Source organism: Cupriavidus sp. FW305-27, assembly GCF_058787995.1.
Window position 1 is genome coordinate 152,513 of sequence record NZ_JBYTAG010000003.1, and the last position, 18,102, is coordinate 170,614.

The window sequence follows — 18,102 nt, forward strand, 5'->3', positions numbered from 1 at the left end:
TGCGCACATTTGGAGGCTGTGCCAGTGAGTGACCGCCTTCCTGAACGACTCCAACAGTTGAGTGGACACTCGATCGGCATCCTAAAAGAAAAAACCGCAGCCAAAGCTGCGGTTTTTTCATCCTGCTAGCACTCTACCCGCTTAAACTTCCTCATACAGCGGCAGCGTCAGAAACTCAGCAAAATCCTCCGACGTAGACATCTGCTCAAAAATCTCGGCAGCCCGGTCATAGGTCTTGGTATCGCCACCCACCAGTGCCTTCACCTTCGCCAGCTCTTCCGGAATCAGCTTGCGCACCAGCTCGGCCGTCACCTTGGTGCCGTCTTCCAGCTTGCCCTTCGGCGAGCGGATCCACTGCCACACCTGCGAGCGCGAGATCTCGGCAGTAGCAGCATCTTCCATCAGGTTGTGGATCGGCACGCAACCGTTGCCATCCAGCCAGGCGCCCAGGTAGTGGATGCCGACGTTGATGTTCATGCGCAGGCCATGCTCGGTGATCGGCGTTTCCGGCTTGAAGTCGAGCAGGTCGGCGCCCTTCACTTGCACGTCGGGGCGTTGCTTGCCGAACTGGTTGGGCTTGTCGCCCAGCACTGCCACGAATTCCTTCATGGCCGGCTCGACCAGGCCCGGGTGGGCAACCCAGCCGCCGTCGTAGCCGTCGGTGGCATCGCGGCGCTTGTCGCTGATGATGCCTTCCATGGCGATGGCGTTCTTCTCCGGATCGTTCTTGATCGGGATCAGCGCGCTCATGCCGCCCATGGCGGGAGCGCCGCGGTGGTGGCAGGTCTTGAGCAGCAGCAGCGCGTAGGCACGCATGAACGGCGCGGTCATCGTGACCTTGGCGCGGTCGGCCAGGCAGAAGTCCTTGTCGTTCTTGAACTTCTTGATGCACGAGAAGATGTAGTCCCAGCGGCCGGCGTTCAGGCCAGCGCTGTGCTCGCGCAGTTCATACAGGATTTCGTCCATCTCGAACGCCGCCAGGATCGTTTCGATCAGCACAGTGGCCTTGATGGTGCCTTGCGGCAGGCCGATCTCGTTCTGCGCCATCACGAAGATGTCGTTCCACAGGCGCGCTTCCAGATGGCTTTCCATCTTGGGCAGGTAGAAGAACGGGCCGGCGCCGCGGGCGATCTGCTCGCGGGCGTTGTGGAACAGGAACAGCGCGAAGTCGAAGATGCCGCCCGAGATGCGCTTGCCGTCGATGGTGACGTGCTTCTCGTCCAGGTGCCAGCCGCGCGGACGCACTTGCAGGGTGGCGATCTTGTCGTTCAGCTTGTATTGCTTGCCCTTGGATTCCAGGGTCAGCGTGCGGCGCACGGCGGCCTTCAGGTTGACCTGGCCCTGCAGCTGGTTGTGCCAGTTGGGGGTGTTGGAATCCTCGAAGTCGGTCATGTAGCTGTCAGCGCCCGAGTTGAAGGCGTTGATGACCATCTTGGCCTCGACCGGGCCGGTGATTTCCACGCGGCGGCATTCCAGGGCCTGGGGGATCGGGGCAACCTTCCAGTCGCCTTCGCGGATGCTCTTGGTTTCCGGCAGGAAGTCGGGGATCTCACCGGCGTCCAGGCGCTTGGCGCGTTCCACGCGCGCGGCCAGCAGTTCCTGACGGCGCGGCTCAAAGGCGCGGTGCAGCTTGTCTACCAGGGCCAGGGCTTCCGGCGTGAGGATATCTTCGTAGGCCGGCAGGATCTCGCCGGTAATCTTCATGCCCGCGGGCAGCGTGATAGCCATCAGTCTTCTCCTGTGATCGATAGCGGTAAGGCTTGGTTGAAGGGACCCTGCTACACCGCCACGCCACGGGTGCGGACGAATCCAAGCAGGTCGTTCATGTCGTGCCCGGTGCCGGAGGGGGCTACGTCGAGCCGCTCCGCCGGATGGCCGGCACGGTTGATCCAGAACGTGGTGTAGCCGAACCACGTGGCGCCGCAGGCGTCCCAGCCGTTGGACGAGACAAAGAGCATCTCTTCGGCGGGCAGGCTGAAGGCTTGCGGCCCCAGCGCGTAGGCGGCCGGCGCGGTCTTGTACTGGCGCACGGCGTCCACCGACAGCACGTGGTCGAACAGGCCATGCATGCCGGAGCTCTTGACCGAGATGTCCAGCATCTCGGCATTGCCGTTGGACAGGATGCCCAGCGGCAGCCCGGCGCGGCGCAGGCGCTTGAGCGCTCCCAGGTTCTCCGGGAACGCGGACAGGCACGCGTATTCCTTGAGCAGCTGCGCCTCGGCGGCTTCATCCAGCGTCAGGTTCAGGCGCTCGGCGGCGTAGCGCAGCGCGTCCACGGTGATCGCCCAGAACGGCTTGTAGCGCGAGCCATCGGGGGCGGCCATGGTGCGGATGCGCGTGTAGTCGATCTGCCGGTCCCGCCACAGCAGCGCCAGCGCCTCGCCGCGGCCCGGGAACAGTTGTTCCGCGCGCGCGGTGACGGAATACACGTCGAACAGCGTGCCATAGGCATCGAAGACGACTGCGCGGATCTTGTTCATGAGGGCCTGGGCAACCTGCAACGGTACGGGCGACTGGGTGGATGGACGAGCAGACCACAGTTGCGTGGCTCTGTACACCATTGAATGCATCGAATTGTAGGGAGACGCTGCAGTGCGGCAAAGTGGTCGCGGGTCACTTGATCTTTTACTTTTAGGCAACTAATCTTGGCTGACTAAAACAAAACTCCGCACCAAATCCTCCTCACTGCCCGGCCATATGGACGCAACGCCACCGCTTGCGTGACCGTGCCGGCACACCGAAGGCACATCAGGCAAACATTTGTGGACCACTTCAAACAACTGGAGACCTTTGTATCCGTCGCGTCGCGCGGCAGCCTTTCCGCAGCGGCGGCGGCTGAAGGCGTGGCGCCGGCCATCATCGGGCGGCGCATCGACGCGCTGGAGGAGCGCCTGGGCGTCAAGCTGCTGGTACGGACCACGCGCAAGATCAGCCTGACCTTTGAAGGCTCTGCCTTCCTGGAAGACTGCCAGCGCATCCTGAACGACCTGCACAATGCCGAGGCCAGCGTCTCGGCGGGCGGGGTCAAGGCCAGCGGGCACCTGCGCGTGACCGCCCCGGCGGGCTACGGCCGCAAGCACGTGGCGCCGCTGGTGCCACTGTTTATTGAGTCGCATCCGGATGTGTCGATCACGCTGGACCTGTCTGACCGCGTGGTCGACCTGGTCAATGAAGGCTTCGACTGCGCCATCCGCCTGGGCGACCTGCCCGACTCCAGCCTGGTATCGATCCGGCTGGCCGAAACGCGCCGCGTGGTGGTGGCCTCGCCCGAGTACCTGGCGCGCGCCGGGCGCCCTATGGCGCCGGAAGACCTGCAGCGCCACAACTGCCTTGCCTTTGGCGCCAGCGCCAATGTGCAGCGTGGCTGGGTGTTCCAGGAGGAAGGCCGCGCGGTCACGGTCAAGGTCGGCGGCACCATGGAATGCAGCGACGGCGCGGTGCTGCATGAGTGGTGCCTGCAAGGCAACGGGCTGGCGTGGCGCTCCTGGTGGGAGGTCGGCAGCGAGATCGCCAGCGGGCGGCTGGTGACGGTGCTGGACGAGTTCCAGGCGCCGCCGATCGGCATCCATGCGGTGTTTCCGCAGCGCAAGCACCTGCCGCTGCGGGTGCGGCTGTTTATCGATCACCTCAAGAACACCTACGGCAACCCGTCCTACTGGCGCCGGGCCGAACAGGCCGCGGCCATGCCGGTTGCCGAGGTCCTGGCGGACTGAGGGCTGGGGCGCCTGAGACGCTTTCATTGCAATTGATTCCGCGCAATGCCCTTCTCGGCACACTGACTACAATGGATTCGTGACAGGCGCGTCCCGGCGCCCCGGCATCCGCCGATGCCAGCTGGCTGCCCTGCCCCGATCCCCTAGTCAGAAAAGGAGCCCCGCATGTTCCAACATATCCTGCTACCCACCGACGGCTCGGAACTCTCCAAGAAAGCCATCAACGGCGGGCTGGAGCTCGCCAAGGCCATCGGCGCGCGCATCACTGCCTATGTCTGCCTGGAGGAGTACCCCTACACGCCGTTCAGCGAAATCGTGGTCGAGGCCCCACAGGCCTTCAAGGACCGCATCGAGAACCAGGCCAAGCTGTATCTGAAAGAGGTCGAGAACCTGGCCACGGCGGCGGGCGTGACCTTCGACGCCGATATGTCGACCTTTGCGGTGCCCTACCTGGGCATCATCGACGCGGCCGAGCGCCATGGCTGCGACGTGATCTTCATGGCATCTCATGGCCGGCGCGGGTTGTCCGGCCTGCTGCTGGGCAGCGAGACGCAGAAGGTGCTGACGCATACCGACATCCCGGTGATCGTCTACCGCTGACCCCCGGGCGCACAGCGCCAGCAAAGCAAAACCGCCCGCACCGGCATGACCGGTGCGGGCGGTTTTTTCCTTGCGCAGGCCGCTTACGAAGCCTTGCTGATGCGCTGTTCGATATGCTTGGCGCGGTCTTCCGAGCCCGGGTGCGACGAGAACATGCCGGACTTGCCGCCGTCCAGCTTGGCCAGTTTCTGGAAAGCCGTCACCAGGCCACGCGTGTTGGCCTTGTTCTTGGTCAGCAGGTCGAAGGAATAGTCATCCGCCGCGCTTTCCTGCGACTGCGAGAACTGCGCGTTGATCAGCTTCTCGCCCAGTTCGCCCAGTTGCGACTGCGACAGCGCCGCCACCGCGCCGTTGCCGGCAGCAGCAGCCGCGCCGCGTGCCGCCGTGGCGGTGTAGGCGACCTGCATGGCCTTCTTGGTGTGGCCCAGCGCCACGTGGCCCAGCTCATGGCCCAGCACGCCGCGCACTTCATCGTCGGTCATCATGTCCATCAGGCCGCTGTAGACACGCACGCAGCCGTTGGCCATGGCCCAGGCGTTGACGTCCTTGGTCATGTAGACCTTGGCGTTGACGTTGGGCACGTCGCTGTTCTTCAGCCCGCTCATGATCTTGACCAGGCGCTTGCTGTAGGTGGTGTTGGCAGCGGCGATCTTGTTGGTCTTGTCCGATTCAGCGCAGGCCTGGTCGGACAGGCTCTTGACGTCGGCATCGGACAGCGTGGCAGCCTTGGCCAGCGAAGTGCCGGCGCTCATCACGCCATCGAGATTGGTGGGCATGCCGCCGGAACAGCCGGCCAGCAGTGCGGCCGCCATGGCGCAGGAAGCGAGCGAGAGAGATGCTTTCATGATGTTGTTCTTGGTGGGTAGCTCGGAAAGTGCCGATAAAGGCCACGGCACTTTAAGCCATCTCTCTTACGGCGGGAATCACCCAAATGCCGCAACTTGGCAAAAGTGACAATTTATTGCGTTTCAGCAAATTCGAGCCCGCCGCGGGCCCAGTGCTTCGATGTCGGCTCAAGCGGGGCCGCCCCCCAACCTGTTCGCAGGCAATCACTGCTTGCGACTGCCATCTCCCGTTTCGCTGCCGCCAACCTTGACATCTTGTGGGGGTAGTGACCGGGGCAGCGCTGACGCCGCCGCGTCCCCAATCGCCTCGATCTCCCGCGCGACTTCGTGCGCGCGGGTCGATAGTTGATATTTGAAATATCCAAAAGCGACAAGAGCCGCAAGCGCGTATGCGGTGACTGCCATCCAGACTGGAATACCCCACAGCGGCCGGAAGTTCCGTTCTTTGGAGACTTCCAGATCGCCGGATAGTGCATCCCGCACCGGCGGACGTTGTGACTTCAATAGTTCGTAGAGCTTCTGCCGGATATGCTCATGCTGCCGGTCTCCCCCGGTTTCCACCCGATAGCGGCCCATGAACCCAAGGCTCATGACGAGATAAAACAACTCGATCAGGTCGCATTTGCCGTGCGGGTCCTCAATGGCGCGGGCGAAAGCAGGCCGCCCTCTGGCATTTTCTCCGGCCAACGCAATACGTTCATTACTTCAACCCTCCGATTGATGGGTCCGCCTTAATTACCTCGCCGAATCTCACTAAGCGCGCTGCCTCTTCCTCACGATTCGCTTCGTCGTCCACCCGCCCGACTGCCACGTAAGGATCGTCGTCAGCAGGCCGAGCCCTTACCCTGTTGTAGCCGTTTGCATTTCCATCCATAACCATGACCTTGACGCGATCTCCTGGCAGGAAAATGACCCACATGCCATAAGTGGTTGTGCCATATTCGGGAATTTCCGCCTCAGCCTTGTACCAGGAACCCCATGCGTGCCCATCAAGTTTCTTGTTGGCGATCCAGCGGACCGTGACCTTTAGCCCTGGCCGCCAGCGGACCGGAAACGTGCCACAGCAGGCGCCACCGCTCTCTGTCGGTATATAGTCGGGTCTTACCGGAACAATGTTTGGCCCGCCGCCTCCGATGCCGTTGTCGTGCCCCGCTATGTTGAAGGTGTGAACGTAGTAAGGGGTGTAGTTCAGGCCCTCAACATCGCCTGACATCAGGGCGTCAGGATCGTCGTTTGGCAGAGTGCCAACAACGGAGCTTTGATTGCAGCCGGGCAGAACGACGAGGCATACCGCCATCAAGGCCGACACGAACAAGGATTTCATGCGTTGACCTCCCGCTTTGCATTTTTCGCCAACTGCTCCCAGACGGATGGATGCACCCCATCCGCGCAGGCGATCATGGCTTGCCCGGAACGAGCACGTTCTTCCAAGGCGCGTCGCATTTCATCGTGGGCGTCGAAGTCGCGGCCGTATCGGTACGAGAGTTCGCAGAAGTACATTCGATCCGCTGGCTCTGTCAGCCCCCACTCGGCGGCACGCTGGTAACGGGGCAGAAAATCCATGAAGCGCGCGAGATAGGGACCTGCCCCATCCACCACGCCATCCTCTGCGAGCGCCGCGAGCAACTGATCCGGCTCGCAGTGTTCGGTCAGTCGGTCCAGTTGCTCCTGGCTGAGCTGAATGGACAGCGGCGTTTCCTGTGTGCTCTCGCCCTCCATCGGGCCGTCAATGCACTGCCATTCGTCGCTGTAGCCGCGGTATTTCCATTGCTGAATGGGTCGCATGATCCGTTCCACGATGTCGTCGCCCCAGACTTCCATCGTCACCAGCAGGTTGCGCGGGTCGTAGTAGCGAATCAGGGCGGTCATGCCTTCGCCAATGTCCGCAACGAGAAACTGATGCAAATGACGGGCGAGGCGGCCAATGTCCACGCGGCTCCAGATGAGCGTGAAGCATGGCCCCCGCAAATCCATCGCGTCGAATTGCGCCAGCCAGGGTGCTTTGGGATCGTCCACCCGCGCCAGGAACAGGCAGGCGTCGCCGGCATCGGCTTCGGGCAGGCCGGCATACACATTTCGAAAATCGGCGCCCGATTCGCGCAGCAATGCACCAATGCGAGTCGGATGCACGGCGCCATCGGCCAGCACGTAGATATGAACTGCGCTTTCTTCTTCTGTCATCGAGCTGCTGTTCCTGGTTATTTATCGAGGAACCACGGCGGCATTGCGTGCGGCCGCCTTGAGCAGGCATTCCAGGCAGACTTGCCTCGCCTTTAGCTCCACCGGAAGACTGCTGGGACCGGTCAGGTTCTTGCTGGCCGCGTGCACGATCCACCCGCCATTGGTGCCGTTCTCAATGCCGCCTTCGTTCAGCTTGATGTAGCTGCCACCGCCGTCGAGCAGCACTTCCTTTGCCTTTAGGCTGATCTTCCCGGCAGTGGCGTTGATTTCAAGCTTTGCCAACAGGTTGATATTGTTCTTGAGAGCTTGCAGGTCGATGTCGCCCATGTTGGCAACCAGCTTCATGCCGGCTTCATATACGAACAGACGCAGTGCCTTGCGAATGCTGGCAAAGAAGCCCCCGCCCGTGGTCACGGACAGGTGCTCCCCGGTAGTCAGCGCGGTATGCGTGCCGCTGGCGATGTGCGTGGAACCCGCTGCGGTCGAGACAATGCCAGCGGGGCTCGCTGATACCAGGTGCGGCGCCGTGAACTCCTTCAGCTCGCCACCGCCCTTGATTTGCTCAAGCTGCTTTTCCAGCAATCTTGCAATGTCGGGCTGTTCGCCATCTTGCGCCTGCGCCTCGGTCGCCTTGTCGCCCATGGTGCTGGCGATATCCAGGGCCTTTTGCATCAGCTGAATGACATCGCTGACATTCATCATGTTGCCTTCGGCGTTCCGGCGCGAGAAGGTGGTGATAAGCATGCCGAGTGCGGCACGCAGTGCTCCATGCGCATCGGTTCGAAGCTCAAAGCCTTCGCCGCGCTTGTCCTTGCGCCCCTCCCAATCGTTGACGCGGACGTTGTGGCCCAGCGCCAGCAGGCTGTTCTGGTGGTCCGACGCGACCTGCACCTGCTGCTGGCCCTGGGTATCGTCGTAAAGCGTGTGGTTGCGGCCTTCGCCGAACAGTTCCTTGCTCTGGTAGCCGGACAAGGCATGCTGGCTCGGCAGATCCCACGGCGGCAGGTTCAGCCGGTTATTGACCGGTCCCATGATGATGGGCCGGTCCGGGTCGCCACCCTCATAGCTGACAATGACTTCCTGGCCGATGCGAGGCAGGTGCGTGTTGCCGAAGCGGTCGCCGGAGGAAAAGCCGGTGACGCGAATCCAGCAGGAGCTATTCTCGTCGTAGCTGCCATAGCGGTCCCAGACGAATTGACAGCGCACCCTTCCCAGGTCATCACACCAGATTTCCTGATTGGCTGGGCCGACGACCCTGGCTTTGTGATGGCCGCCGATGTAAGGCTTTTCGACCAGTTCTGGCCGGAAGATTTCGCTAGTGGGCTGCGCCTCGAATTCGACTTCGCAGCGCCAGGACTGGCCGCTGCCGGCGAACTCGCCCACGTCCTCGATCAGCAGGTGCGTGGCGAAAATCAGGTACTCGCGGTTGGCCTTGGTGCGCAGGAATCGCTTGAGGGTGAAGGTGTGTCCCGACGCCATCGCGCGCACATTGCCCTTGCCGCGCGTCCGTACGCCGTGCTGCCGCAGGCGTTCCATGTTGATGCGCGCCAGCATCTCGCCTTCCTTGCGGGCATCGTTGCCGCTCTTGGGTTCGGCGTAATCGCCCGGCCAGTGATACAGCTCATAGGTCGCGTGGCCGGTGTCGCGCGGGTCGGCGGCGCAGACATTGAGGTCGGCGCGCGGTTGGTTGTGGTCGTAATCGCCTTGCGCCCAGGCCCCCGAGACGAGCCGGTCGCGCACCTCGAATTCGTGAAGGTGTTCCTCGTCCGCCCGGTCCGAGGATGGATACCAGCTAATGGCATGGTAGGCAGGGCTGGGGATATTCCGGAAAGCGCCATTGCCATCGGTCAACACCATGCGGTGGTGGCCGTCCGAATGCTCCCAGTGGAAATTCACGCCCCATTCCGCGAGCAGGCGGCGCACGAACTGGTAGTCCGTCTCGCCGGCCTGCATCTGAAATCGGCGCTTGGGATACTGGCTATCCAGCAGGCGGCGCTCGACCGGGAAAGTGTATTTGCTGAGCACCGCCTCTACGATTTCCAGCACAGTCATGTTCTGATAAGGCCGGATGGTGCTGGTGAGCGTGGCCAGCCACAGCCACGGGCGCAGGGTCAGGCGGTACAGGATGCGTTCGTGTTCGTAGTAGGGGCCGCGTACGTCCGTGACGAGGCCGGTAATCTCTCTCTTGCCGCTGCCGAAGCCGCCATCCGGACCGGTGCCGGAGCCGTCCAGCTCGATGCTGACGGTCAACTCCTTGCCTTGCATGGCCTCCATATCAAAGTCACCCGCCGGCCCGTATAGCACGTTGCGTTCGTCGGGCGTCTTCAGTTCCAGTTCGTATTCGAACAGGGAATTGATACTCTCGGTGCCGGACAGTTTGGAGAACAGCAGCAATGGCTGCCCCAACAGTTCCGGCAGACCGTCGCCGGAAACGGTGACGGTACGGAAGGAAAACCGCAATCGGCTACCCATGCAATCACGCTCCGTGGAAAGTGGACTGTCGCCGCCGTCAGCAGCCAGTGGCTCGGTCGTCCATCGACCAGCCAATGAGAGTGCAGCAACGCGGCCTCGATAATAGGAGCAGCGAAGTGGGGAATAAATCAGACGATTCCTAATTACGCAGCCCAAAACGCCTGAAAACAGAATTAAGCAAGACTGAAATCGCGTTAGGATCCCTATTCCGCAAAGACGTGCGGACACATGGACTGCGCTGACGCTTCAGAACTTTCCAATTGTGAAGAATTGAAAAGGCGGTAAGGCACGAAGCAAAAGGGGCGGCACACATAACTTGAGAATGCGCGCCGCTCTGGAAGATGCGGGCATTGACCTGTCCCGCGTCAGGCTTCTAAATAGCCGGCGTGAACCCGGCCAGGCTTGGGCGGTAACTCTGCATGGAGTTTGAGTTTTGAACACCCGTTGAACAGCTACCCGCTAACCCGCCCCCAGCATTGGAAAATAAAAAAACGCGCCGTCCCTGAGAGAGAACGGCGCGGCGCCTAAATCAGAAGGCGTGATGGTCGCACGCCTTCCTTAACCGCCGGACCCACGTTCCGGCGGGGGTGACCAGGAGAGTCAGGCCACTTTCTTGTCTTCGAAGAACTGCTCGTCTTCGGTCGAACCCTTCAGTGCGGTCGTCGACGACTGGCCGCCTTCGATGGTCTGGGTCACGGCGTCGAAGTAGCCGGTGCCGACTTCGCGCTGGTGCTTGACCGCGGTGAAGCCCTTCTCGGCGGCCTTGAACTCGGCTTCCTGCAGTTCCACGAACGCGCTCATCTGGTTGCGGGCGTAGCCGTAGGCCAGGTTGAACATCGAGTAGTTCAGCGAGTGGAAGCCGGCCAGCGTGATGAACTGGAACTTGTAGCCCATCGCGCCCAGTTCCCTCTGGAACTTGGCGATGGTGGCGTCGTCCAGGTTCTTCTTCCAGTTGAACGACGGCGAGCAGTTGTAGGCCAGCATCTTGCCCGGGAACTTGGCGTGCACGGCTTCGGCAAACTTCTTGGCGAACTCGAGGTCCGGCTTGCCGGTTTCGCACCACACCAGGTCAGCGACTTCAGCGTAGGCCAGGGCGCGCGAGATCGACTGCTCCAGGCCGTTGCGCACGCGGTAGAAACCTTCCACGGTGCGCTCGCCGGTGCAGAACGGCTTGTCGTTGTCGTCCACGTCCGAGGTCAGCAGGTCCGCGGCTTCGGCGTCGGTACGGGCGATCACCAGGGTCGGCACGCCCGAGACGTCGGCGGCCAGGCGCGCGGCGGTCAGCTTGGCGACGGCTTCGCGGGTCGGCACCAGCACCTTGCCGCCCATGTGGCCGCACTTCTTCACCGAAGCCAGTTGGTCTTCGAAGTGAACGCCGGCGGCGCCCGCTTCGATCATCGACTTCATCAGCTCGAAAGCGTTAAGCACGCCGCCGAAGCCGGCTTCGGCATCCGCCACGATCGGGGCGAAGAAGTCGGTGTCGCCCTTGCCTTCGCTCCACTGGATCTGGTCGGCGCGCTGGAAGGTGTTGTTGATGCGCTTGACGACTTGCGGCACCGAGTTGGCCGGGTATAGCGACTGGTCGGGGTACATTTCACCGGCCAGGTTGGCGTCGCCTGCGACTTGCCACCCCGACAGGTAAATAGCCTTCAGGCCGGCCTTCACTTGCTGCATGGCCTGGTTGCCAGTCAGCGCGCCGAGCGAGTTGACGAACGGCTCCGTGTGCAGCAGGTTCCACAGCTTCTCGGAACCGCGGCGGGCCAGGGTGTGCTCGACCTGGACCGAACCACGCAGGCGCACCACGTCTTCGGCGGTGAAATTGCGCTTGATCCCTTTCCAGCGGGGATTGGTATCCCAGTCTTTCTGCAGGGCCTGGATCTGTTCTTGGCGGGTCATGGTCACTCTCCTGATGATGCGGGGATGGCTGAGAATCTGTTGATCACCTGACCTGGGCTACGTCGCGGTGGCTGCGTCGCCTGCTGTTTTTCGCGCCTCATGTCATGTGTCTTATATAAGAGTGTAGAGAACCCTCCCGCATTGCAACAACCTTGATCTGCAGTCCCCGCTTAGTTTTTTTCTTCCAATAATTCAATGGTTTATAGATTTTATTTCACGATGCAGGAAATGATCTTCCATTCTGAGAAATGGTCTTGTGCTCCGCAAACCATGTATTTTTGCGGTCCAAAACATCTTTCCACATCGTGAAATATGCGCAGGATGCGCTGCCTCCGCTAGCGCAGGCGAGCGGCCAGCAGCGCCGGTGAGGCCGGCTCCCCTTCCATATGCTCGACAAATTCCCGCACCATGATGGCAAACCCCTGGGCGTCGGCCAGCGGCAGCCAATGGTGCGCGGGCACGGTGCGGCGCCAGAGTTGCGTGGTCCAGCGGTGCACGTCTTCAGTTAGCGCCGGCTTCACATACCGGTCATGCAACGGCACGATCACCTGCACCGGCGCATGGGCATGACAGTGGCGCGGGGCACGCAGTACGGGCAGGAAGTTGGCACGGTACAAGCGCACACCATGGCAACCGTCGGCTGTTTGTGTGGGGCTGGGCCCCGTGCGCAGGCCCTCGGTCAGGCGCAGGTAGCGCGGCCACGCACGGCCGAGCCACAGCCGCCAGGTCAGCTCAGGCAGCCACGGCAGGTGGAAGGCGCCGATATACCACGATGCTGCGAGCTGCCGCAGGGTCTTGCCCAACGCAGCCAGCGACCGCTGCCCGCGCAGTTCGCGCAAGCCGATTGCCGCGTGGTCCAGGCAGGGACCAGAGCATGAGGTGAATGAGGCGATGCGCCCTTGCAGCCGAGCATCGGTCACGAACTCCCAGCTCTGGATCGAACCCCAGTCATGGCCGACAAGGTGCACCGGGCGCTGCGGCGAGACCGCGTCGATGACTGCGATGAAGTCATCGGCAAGCTTCTGCAGCCGGTAAGCGTCAGTCGCGTGCGGCGCGGTTGAGCGCCCTGCCCCGCGCACGTCATAGGCCACCACGTGGAAGCGCCCCGCCAACTGCGCCGCCACGTCGTGCCAGACCTCGCTGCTGTCGGGATAGCCGTGCACCAGGACGATGGTGGGCCGCCCTGGCCCGGGCTCGCCCCAACTGGTGGCGTACAGCCGCACGTCGCCGGCGTGGATAAAGAACTGCCGGGGGAAGACCTGCGGCGGCAGGGATTGCGGAGCGTTCATGGCCGTCGATTCCATTGTTCGATGTCATCGCCGGCCATGCTACGCAAAAGCAGACGGCGCCGCGAATGGGCGCCGTCCGTTTGAAACGAGCCGGGGCTCAGGCCGCGGCGGTATCGCGTGCGCGGCGATAGGCCACCCAGTCGCCGCTGTCGATGCGCGGCAGCGTGGCCACCGCGGACTCGGCCACCGGATACAGCAGGCAGGCGACAGGCTGGCCGTTGTGCAACACGGCCCGTTCCTCGCGCACGAACAGCGTGGCCTGGCCGGGATAAACCTCTTCGATCTCGTCGAGCACCGGCAACAGCGCGTCGGCGATCTCGTAGAGATCCCCCACGACCGGCCCGCCACTGGCGTCCAGCACCAGGCCGGGATAGGTGCCGAAGTCATAGAGCCTGCCGGCCACCGTACCCGTGCCCAGCAGCGTGGGCGCGGCAATGCCGTGGCGCTGCGCGGCGGCGTTCAGGTCGTTGACCTCGCCGGCGCGCAGCGTGCCGTAGACAAAGACGCGCGGCATGCTCAGTTCCCCAGCCTTTCGTCCGAGACCAGCACGCCGTCGGCGTCGACGTAGATCCAGTTGCCCGGGCGCACCACTGCGCCGGGCATCTGCACCGCGACGTCGCTTTCGCCAACGTTGCGCTTCTGGCTTTTCTGCGGATGCACGGCCAGCGCGCGGATGCCGATGTCGCACACGTCCAGCTCGGCGGTATCGCGGATGCAGCCGTTGACGACGATGCCGACCCAGCCGTTCTTCTCGGCCAGCAGGCCAAGGTTGCCGCCCACCAGCGCGCAGCGCAGCGAGCCGCCACCGTCGATCACCAGCACGCGGCCCTGCCCCGGCGCTTCCAGCGCGGTCCGTACCAGCGAGTTGTCTTCGAACACCTTGAGCGTAGCCGCGGGGCCGGCAAAGGCGCCCTGCTTGCCGAAGGCGCGGAACACCGGCGCCATCACGCGCAGGGTGCCGTCGGCAAGGTGGTCTTCATGCGCGTCGCACAGGTCGGTGGTGACAGGCTTCATCGATGGTCTCCTGATAGGCAAGAAAGTATCCGGTCGGGCCGCTCGGCCTCACTGTTGCTGGCTGGCCAGCGCCTGCGCGCGGATGGCGCTCAGCGTGGTGCGCGGCGTGATCACGTCCGGGTCCACCTGGATCTCGATCAGCGTGGATACCGGTGCGGCCAATGCCTCGCGCAGTGCCGGGGCAAAGGCTTCGGTCGTGGTCACGGTGGCGCCGCGCGCACCATAGGCGCGCGCCAGCGCGGCAAAGTCGGGGTTGTGCAGCTCGGTGCCCGAGACATGGGTCGGGTATTCGCGTTCCTGGTGCATCCGGATGGTGCCGTACATGCCGTTATTGACGACGATGAAGATCACCGGCGCCTGGTATTGCATCGACGTAGCCAGTTCCTGGCCATTCATCAGGAAGCAGCCATCGCCGGCCAGCGCCACCACGGTGCGTTGCGGGAACGCGATCTTGGCGCCGACCGCCGCCGGCACGCCATAGCCCATCGCGCCGCTGGTCGGGGCCAGCTGGCCGCGGCCGCCGCTGGTGAACGGGCGATAGTGGAAATAGCGGTGCAGCCAGCCGGCGTAGTTGCCGGCGCCATTGGTCACGACCGCGTCGGCCGGCAGCAGCTGGTCCAGCGTGCGGATGACTTCGGCCATGTCGACCCCCTGTCCCGTAAATGGGGGCGGCTGCAGGTAGCGTTCGTAGTCGGCGTGCGCGGCTTCTGTCCACGCCTGCCAGCGCGGCTCGGCCGTGGGCTGCAGGCCGGCCAGGCGCGCGGCGATGGCCGGCATCGACGCCTGGACCATCAGGTCGGCCTGGTAGACGCTGCCCAGCTCCTCGGCGCCGGCGTGCACGTGGATCAGCTTTTGCGCGGGCCGCGGCGCGGCGATCAGCGCGTAGCCTCCGGTGGTCATCTCGCCCAGGCGCGGGCCGATGGCCAGCACCAGGTCGGCATTGCGGACGCGCTCGGCCAGCGCTGGGTTGATGCCAATGCCGACATCGCCGGCGTAGTTGGGATGGCAGTTGTCGAACAGGTCCTGGCCGCGGAAGGCGCAGCCCACCGGCAGCGCGAAGCGCTCGGCAAAGGCCTGCAGGTCGGCGCAGGCCTGCGGCGTCCAGCCGCTGCCGCCGGCCAGCACGAAGGGACGCTCGGCGGCGTCGAGCATCTCGGCCAGCCGCGCCAGGTCGACCTCGCCGGGCCAGCTCATGACGCGCTGGTAGGCCTGCAGCTGCGGCACTACCGCAGTCTGCGCCAGCATGTCTTCGGGCAGCGCCAGCACCACCGGGCCCGGACGGCCCGAGGTGGCGGTCTGGTAGGCGCGCGCAATGTATTCGGGGATGCGTTCGACCCGGTCGATCTGCGCCACCCACTTGGCCATCTGGCCGAACATGCGGCGGTAGTCGATTTCCTGGAAGGCCTCGCGGTCCATGAAGTCGGTGCCGACCTGGCCGATGAACAGAATCATCGGCGTCGAGTCCTGGAAGGCGGTGTGCACGCCGATACTGGCATTGGTGGCGCCCGGCCCGCGCGTGCAGAAGGCCAGCCCGGGGCGGCCGGTCAGCTTGCCGTAGGCCTCGGCCATCACCGCGGCCCCGCCCTCCTGGCGGCAGATGATGAAGCGCAACTGATCGCGGCGGCGGTGGAAGCCGTCGAGCACGGCCAGGTAGCTTTCGCCCGGCACGCCGAAGGCCAGCTCGGCGCCGTGCGCCAGCAGCGCATCGACCAGGATATGGCCGCCCGGCAGCGGCGTGCCGTGTTCGGAATCGTCAGGCTGGGTGGTGTTGGCCGGCGTCATTGACATGAAAGCATCCTCAGGCAATCGAATTCGGAAGGCGGTGCTTGGGTGGCCCGGCCCGGGCTAGGCGGCCTCCGCCTGGCCCGCCGCCGCGCCGCGGCGCGAGCGGTTGCCGTTGCCCACTGTCACCGCGGTGAAGATCGACAGCAGCTGGAAACCGCCGATCATGAAGAACACCCAGGCCGGCAGCTTTGCATCCATCAGCGCACCGAAGAACAGCGGGCCGCACGCCAGGCCGATATCCAGGCCCGAGTAGACCACGCCATAGACGCGCCCGGTGGCACCGGCGGGGGCGGCGGCGCGCACCAGCAGGTCACGCGACGGCCCGGCGGTACCGGCGCCAAAGCCGATCACGCCCATCAGCACCGGCACCAGCAGCGCCGGCACCAGGTTCAACCCGACCAGCACCGCCATCAGCCCCGATACCGTGAAGCTCACCGCGATCAGCCGGTCATGGTTGCTGGTGCGGCCGGCGGCAAAGCCACCGACTATCATGCCGCCGGCGCTGCACAGCATGTAGATGGTGTAGGACGCGGTCGCCAGCGTGAACGGCATGCCGTACAGGTAGGTCAGCGCGGTCGGGGCAAAGCTCTGGATGCCGGCCGCGGAGAACGTGGTCAGCAGGAAGAAGGCCCAGCACACCCACACCTGCGGCAGGCGCAGAAAGCCCAGCACGCTGCCGCCGGATGTGGCCACCCCGGCCGCAGCCTTGGCCGCGGGCCGGCCCACGGCGCCCTGCACTTCGCGCGGGTCCAGCACATGGCGCAGCACTACCAGCACGGCCAGCACGATAAAGGCGACTGCCGAGGCCGCCGCCAGCGCCACGCGCCAGCTGGCGAGGTTGGCGATCGCCACCAGGAACAGCGGCGCCGCCGCCCAGCCCAGGTTGCCGGAAATGCCGTGAACCGAAAACGCGTGTCCCAGCCGGGGCTGCGACACATGCTTGTTCAGCAGCGTGAAGTCGGCCGGGTGGAATACGCCATTGCCCAGCCCCGCCACGGCCGCGCCGAACAGCAGCGCGGCGTAGCCGGAACTGGTCGACAGCAGCAAGGCCGCGGCGCCCAGGAAGGCCAGCCCGGCAAACAGCACCGGCCGCGCGCCGAAGCGGTCGACCACAAAGCCGGACGCGGTCTGCACCACCGCCGAGACCGCGAAGAACACCGTCATCAGCAGGCCCAGCTCGGCATAGCTCAGGCCGAATTCCGCCTTGATCCATGGGAACAGCGGAGCCAGCAGCAGGTGGTAGAAGTGGGAGACCCCGTGAGCCAGGCCAACCAGCCCGATCACCTGGGCGTCATGACGAAGAGGGTTGCGCGTGGGATCGAGTGCGGCGGTGGACATGGCGCTGGTGGCAGGGGCTATGCGGCAGGACGGAAGGCGGCAGCCCAAAAAAATACGGGCCGAAGCCCGCATCATAGAGGAAAACCCCTGTCCTCTGCAGCCAGGTGGCGGCCACGCCTCCCGCCAACCGCGCTTACATCTGCTTGAACAGGTGCGCGTACTGTCGCGCCACCGGCAGCAGTTCAGGACGGTCGCGCAGCCGCAGCGACAGCCGTCCCAGCGACTGGTTGACCGCGCTGGCCACGCAGGTGATGTTGACCACGGTGCCGCGGTGCACCTGCCAGAAGCGCTCCGGGTCCAGCTGCTGGGTCAGCTCGCGCAGGCTGGTGCGGATCAGCGCTTCGCCGGCGCCGGAGACCACGTTGACGTACTTGTCGGTGGCCTCCAGGTAGATGACTTCGTCCACGGGGATGATGCGCACCTCCTGCCCCACCAGTGCCTTGATAAAGCGCAGGTACTGCCGCTGCGGCGCACCGCCCGGGCCTGGCGTGGCGTGCTCCAGCGATTCCAGCCGCGCCAGCAGCTGGCCAAGCCGGTCCGTCTCCGCGATCGAGGCTTCGGCCTCGGTGTCTTCATCGTCGGCGGGGCCGGCCAGGCGGTCCTTCAGACGCTGCACCGTGGCCTCAAGCCGTTCGCGCTGGACCGGCTTGAGCACATAGTCCACCGCGGCGCGCTCGAACGCCTCCAGCGCGAACTGGTCGTATGCGGTCACGAAGACCACCAGTGGCGGGGTGTCGAATTCGATCAGTTCGCGCGCCACGTCCATGCCGCTCATGCCCGGCATGCGGATATCCAGGAAGGCCACGCGCGGCTGGTGCTCGCGCGCCGCCGCCAGCGCGGCCACGCCGTCGTGGACCACGGAAACGATACGGGCCTCGGGCCACAGCGACATCAGTTCGGATTCCAGCACGCGCGCCAGCAGCGCTTCGTCGTCGGCGATCAGAAGGGTCGGGGTCATGGGGGCGTTGG

At 64.3% G+C, this 18,102-nt stretch carries 16 protein-coding genes; 2 read left to right on the forward strand and 14 right to left on the reverse strand.

Going from position 1 to position 18,102, the window contains the following annotated elements:
• Positions 1–141: 141 nt before the first annotated feature.
• Together aceB and AC3WRI_RS02675 are read right to left on the reverse strand one after the other, a co-directional pair.
• Positions 142–1,728, reverse strand: coding sequence for a malate synthase A (gene aceB / locus AC3WRI_RS02670; RefSeq protein ID WP_011615555.1), 1,587 nt, complete (start codon positions 1,726–1,728; stop codon positions 142–144).
• Positions 1,729–1,778: 50 nt separating this feature from the next.
• The gene (locus AC3WRI_RS02675; protein ID WP_492292506.1) at positions 1,779–2,480 is read right to left on the reverse strand and encodes a haloacid dehalogenase type II; all 702 of its coding nucleotides are present in this window, start codon (positions 2,478–2,480) and stop codon (positions 1,779–1,781) included.
• 282 nt (positions 2,481–2,762) lie between these two features.
• On the opposite strand from AC3WRI_RS02675, the gene AC3WRI_RS02680 reads away from it, so the two are divergent.
• Both AC3WRI_RS02680 and AC3WRI_RS02685 read left to right on the forward strand, forming a co-directional pair.
• Positions 2,763–3,713 carry a LysR family transcriptional regulator gene (locus AC3WRI_RS02680; protein ID WP_439668010.1) on the forward strand — a complete coding sequence of 317 codons (951 nt, stop codon included), beginning with the start codon at positions 2,763–2,765 and terminating at the stop codon, positions 3,711–3,713.
• A 165-nt stretch (positions 3,714–3,878) separates the two neighbouring features.
• Positions 3,879–4,313: a universal stress protein gene (locus AC3WRI_RS02685; RefSeq protein WP_010810522.1), complete on the forward strand. Its 435-nt coding sequence runs from the start codon at positions 3,879–3,881 to the stop codon at positions 4,311–4,313.
• A gap of 83 nt (positions 4,314–4,396) precedes the next feature.
• On the opposite strand, the gene loiP is transcribed toward AC3WRI_RS02685, so the two are convergent.
• From loiP to AC3WRI_RS02745, 12 genes are all read right to left on the reverse strand, one after another.
• Positions 4,397–5,158, reverse strand: coding sequence for a metalloprotease LoiP (loiP, locus tag AC3WRI_RS02690; RefSeq protein ID WP_081225757.1), 762 nt, complete (start codon positions 5,156–5,158; stop codon positions 4,397–4,399).
• Positions 5,159–5,362: 204 nt separating this feature from the next.
• Positions 5,363–5,845, reverse strand: coding sequence for a DotU family type IV/VI secretion system protein (locus AC3WRI_RS02695; RefSeq protein ID WP_011615557.1), 483 nt, complete (start codon positions 5,843–5,845; stop codon positions 5,363–5,365).
• A 13-nt stretch (positions 5,846–5,858) separates the two neighbouring features.
• Positions 5,859–6,482, reverse strand: coding sequence for a DUF3304 domain-containing protein (locus tag AC3WRI_RS02700; protein WP_492292507.1), 624 nt, complete (start codon positions 6,480–6,482; stop codon positions 5,859–5,861).
• Positions 6,479–7,339 (reverse strand): DUF4123 domain-containing protein, encoded by an 861-nt coding sequence (locus AC3WRI_RS02705; protein ID WP_492292509.1) that lies wholly within the window; start codon positions 7,337–7,339, stop codon positions 6,479–6,481. The genes AC3WRI_RS02700 and AC3WRI_RS02705 overlap by 4 nt, the downstream gene beginning before the upstream one ends.
• Positions 7,340–7,360: 21 nt before the next feature.
• Positions 7,361–9,811 (reverse strand): type VI secretion system Vgr family protein, encoded by a 2,451-nt coding sequence (locus tag AC3WRI_RS02710; protein ID WP_492292510.1) that lies wholly within the window; start codon positions 9,809–9,811, stop codon positions 7,361–7,363.
• A gap of 600 nt (positions 9,812–10,411) precedes the next feature.
• Positions 10,412–11,707, reverse strand: a complete 1,296-nt coding sequence (gene aceA / locus AC3WRI_RS02715; protein WP_010810514.1) for an isocitrate lyase — start codon at positions 11,705–11,707, stop codon at positions 10,412–10,414.
• A 335-nt stretch (positions 11,708–12,042) separates the two neighbouring features.
• The gene (locus AC3WRI_RS02720) at positions 12,043–13,011 is read right to left on the reverse strand and encodes an alpha/beta fold hydrolase (protein ID WP_492292513.1); all 969 of its coding nucleotides are present in this window, start codon (positions 13,009–13,011) and stop codon (positions 12,043–12,045) included.
• Between the two features lie 82 nt (positions 13,012–13,093).
• Complete coding sequence (locus tag AC3WRI_RS02725) at positions 13,094–13,510, reverse strand: gamma-glutamylcyclotransferase family protein (RefSeq protein ID WP_011615563.1); 417 nt, start codon at positions 13,508–13,510, stop codon at positions 13,094–13,096.
• Positions 13,511–13,512: 2 nt separating this feature from the next.
• Positions 13,513–14,010: a ribonuclease E activity regulator RraA gene (gene rraA / locus AC3WRI_RS02730; protein ID WP_010810511.1), complete on the reverse strand. Its 498-nt coding sequence runs from the start codon at positions 14,008–14,010 to the stop codon at positions 13,513–13,515.
• Positions 14,011–14,058: 48 nt separating this feature from the next.
• Positions 14,059–15,798 carry a thiamine pyrophosphate-binding protein gene (locus tag AC3WRI_RS02735; RefSeq protein ID WP_371258347.1) on the reverse strand — a complete coding sequence of 580 codons (1,740 nt, stop codon included), beginning with the start codon at positions 15,796–15,798 and terminating at the stop codon, positions 14,059–14,061.
• Between the two features lie 57 nt (positions 15,799–15,855).
• A complete protein-coding gene (locus AC3WRI_RS02740) occupies positions 15,856–17,133 on the reverse strand; it encodes an MFS transporter (RefSeq protein WP_037024085.1) in 1,278 nt (425 codons plus the stop codon).
• 133 nt (positions 17,134–17,266) lie between these two features.
• Entirely contained in the window at positions 17,267–18,091 is an 825-nt protein-coding gene (locus AC3WRI_RS02745; RefSeq protein WP_010810508.1) for a LytR/AlgR family response regulator transcription factor, read from the reverse strand.
• Positions 18,092–18,102: the final 11 nt, after the last annotated feature.

What these genes read in the sequence shown, in the direction of transcription:
- aceB (WP_011615555.1), bottom strand. Translation starts at nt 1,728, where the DNA reads ATGGCTATCACGCTGCCCGCGGGCATGAAGATTACCGGCGAGATCCTG.
- AC3WRI_RS02675 (WP_492292506.1), bottom strand. Translation starts at nt 2,480, where the DNA reads ATGAACAAGATCCGCGCAGTCGTCTTCGATGCCTATGGCACGCTGTTC.
- AC3WRI_RS02685 (WP_010810522.1), top strand. Translation starts at nt 3,879, where the DNA reads ATGTTCCAACATATCCTGCTACCCACCGACGGCTCGGAACTCTCCAAG.
- loiP (WP_081225757.1), bottom strand. Translation starts at nt 5,158, where the DNA reads ATGAAAGCATCTCTCTCGCTCGCTTCCTGCGCCATGGCGGCCGCACTG.
- AC3WRI_RS02700 (WP_492292507.1), bottom strand. Translation starts at nt 6,482, where the DNA reads ATGAAATCCTTGTTCGTGTCGGCCTTGATGGCGGTATGCCTCGTCGTT.
- AC3WRI_RS02705 (WP_492292509.1), bottom strand. Translation starts at nt 7,339, where the DNA reads ATGACAGAAGAAGAAAGCGCAGTTCATATCTACGTGCTGGCCGATGGC.
- AC3WRI_RS02710 (WP_492292510.1), bottom strand. Translation starts at nt 9,811, where the DNA reads ATGGGTAGCCGATTGCGGTTTTCCTTCCGTACCGTCACCGTTTCCGGC.
- aceA (WP_010810514.1), bottom strand. Translation starts at nt 11,707, where the DNA reads ATGACCCGCCAAGAACAGATCCAGGCCCTGCAGAAAGACTGGGATACC.
- AC3WRI_RS02720 (WP_492292513.1), bottom strand. Translation starts at nt 13,011, where the DNA reads ATGGAATCGACGGCCATGAACGCTCCGCAATCCCTGCCGCCGCAGGTC.
- AC3WRI_RS02725 (WP_011615563.1), bottom strand. Translation starts at nt 13,510, where the DNA reads ATGCCGCGCGTCTTTGTCTACGGCACGCTGCGCGCCGGCGAGGTCAAC.
- rraA (WP_010810511.1), bottom strand. Translation starts at nt 14,010, where the DNA reads ATGAAGCCTGTCACCACCGACCTGTGCGACGCGCATGAAGACCACCTT.
- AC3WRI_RS02735 (WP_371258347.1), bottom strand. Translation starts at nt 15,798, where the DNA reads ATGTCAATGACGCCGGCCAACACCACCCAGCCTGACGATTCCGAACAC.
- AC3WRI_RS02740 (WP_037024085.1), bottom strand. Translation starts at nt 17,133, where the DNA reads ATGTCCACCGCCGCACTCGATCCCACGCGCAACCCTCTTCGTCATGAC.
- AC3WRI_RS02745 (WP_010810508.1), bottom strand. Translation starts at nt 18,091, where the DNA reads ATGACCCCGACCCTTCTGATCGCCGACGACGAAGCGCTGCTGGCGCGC.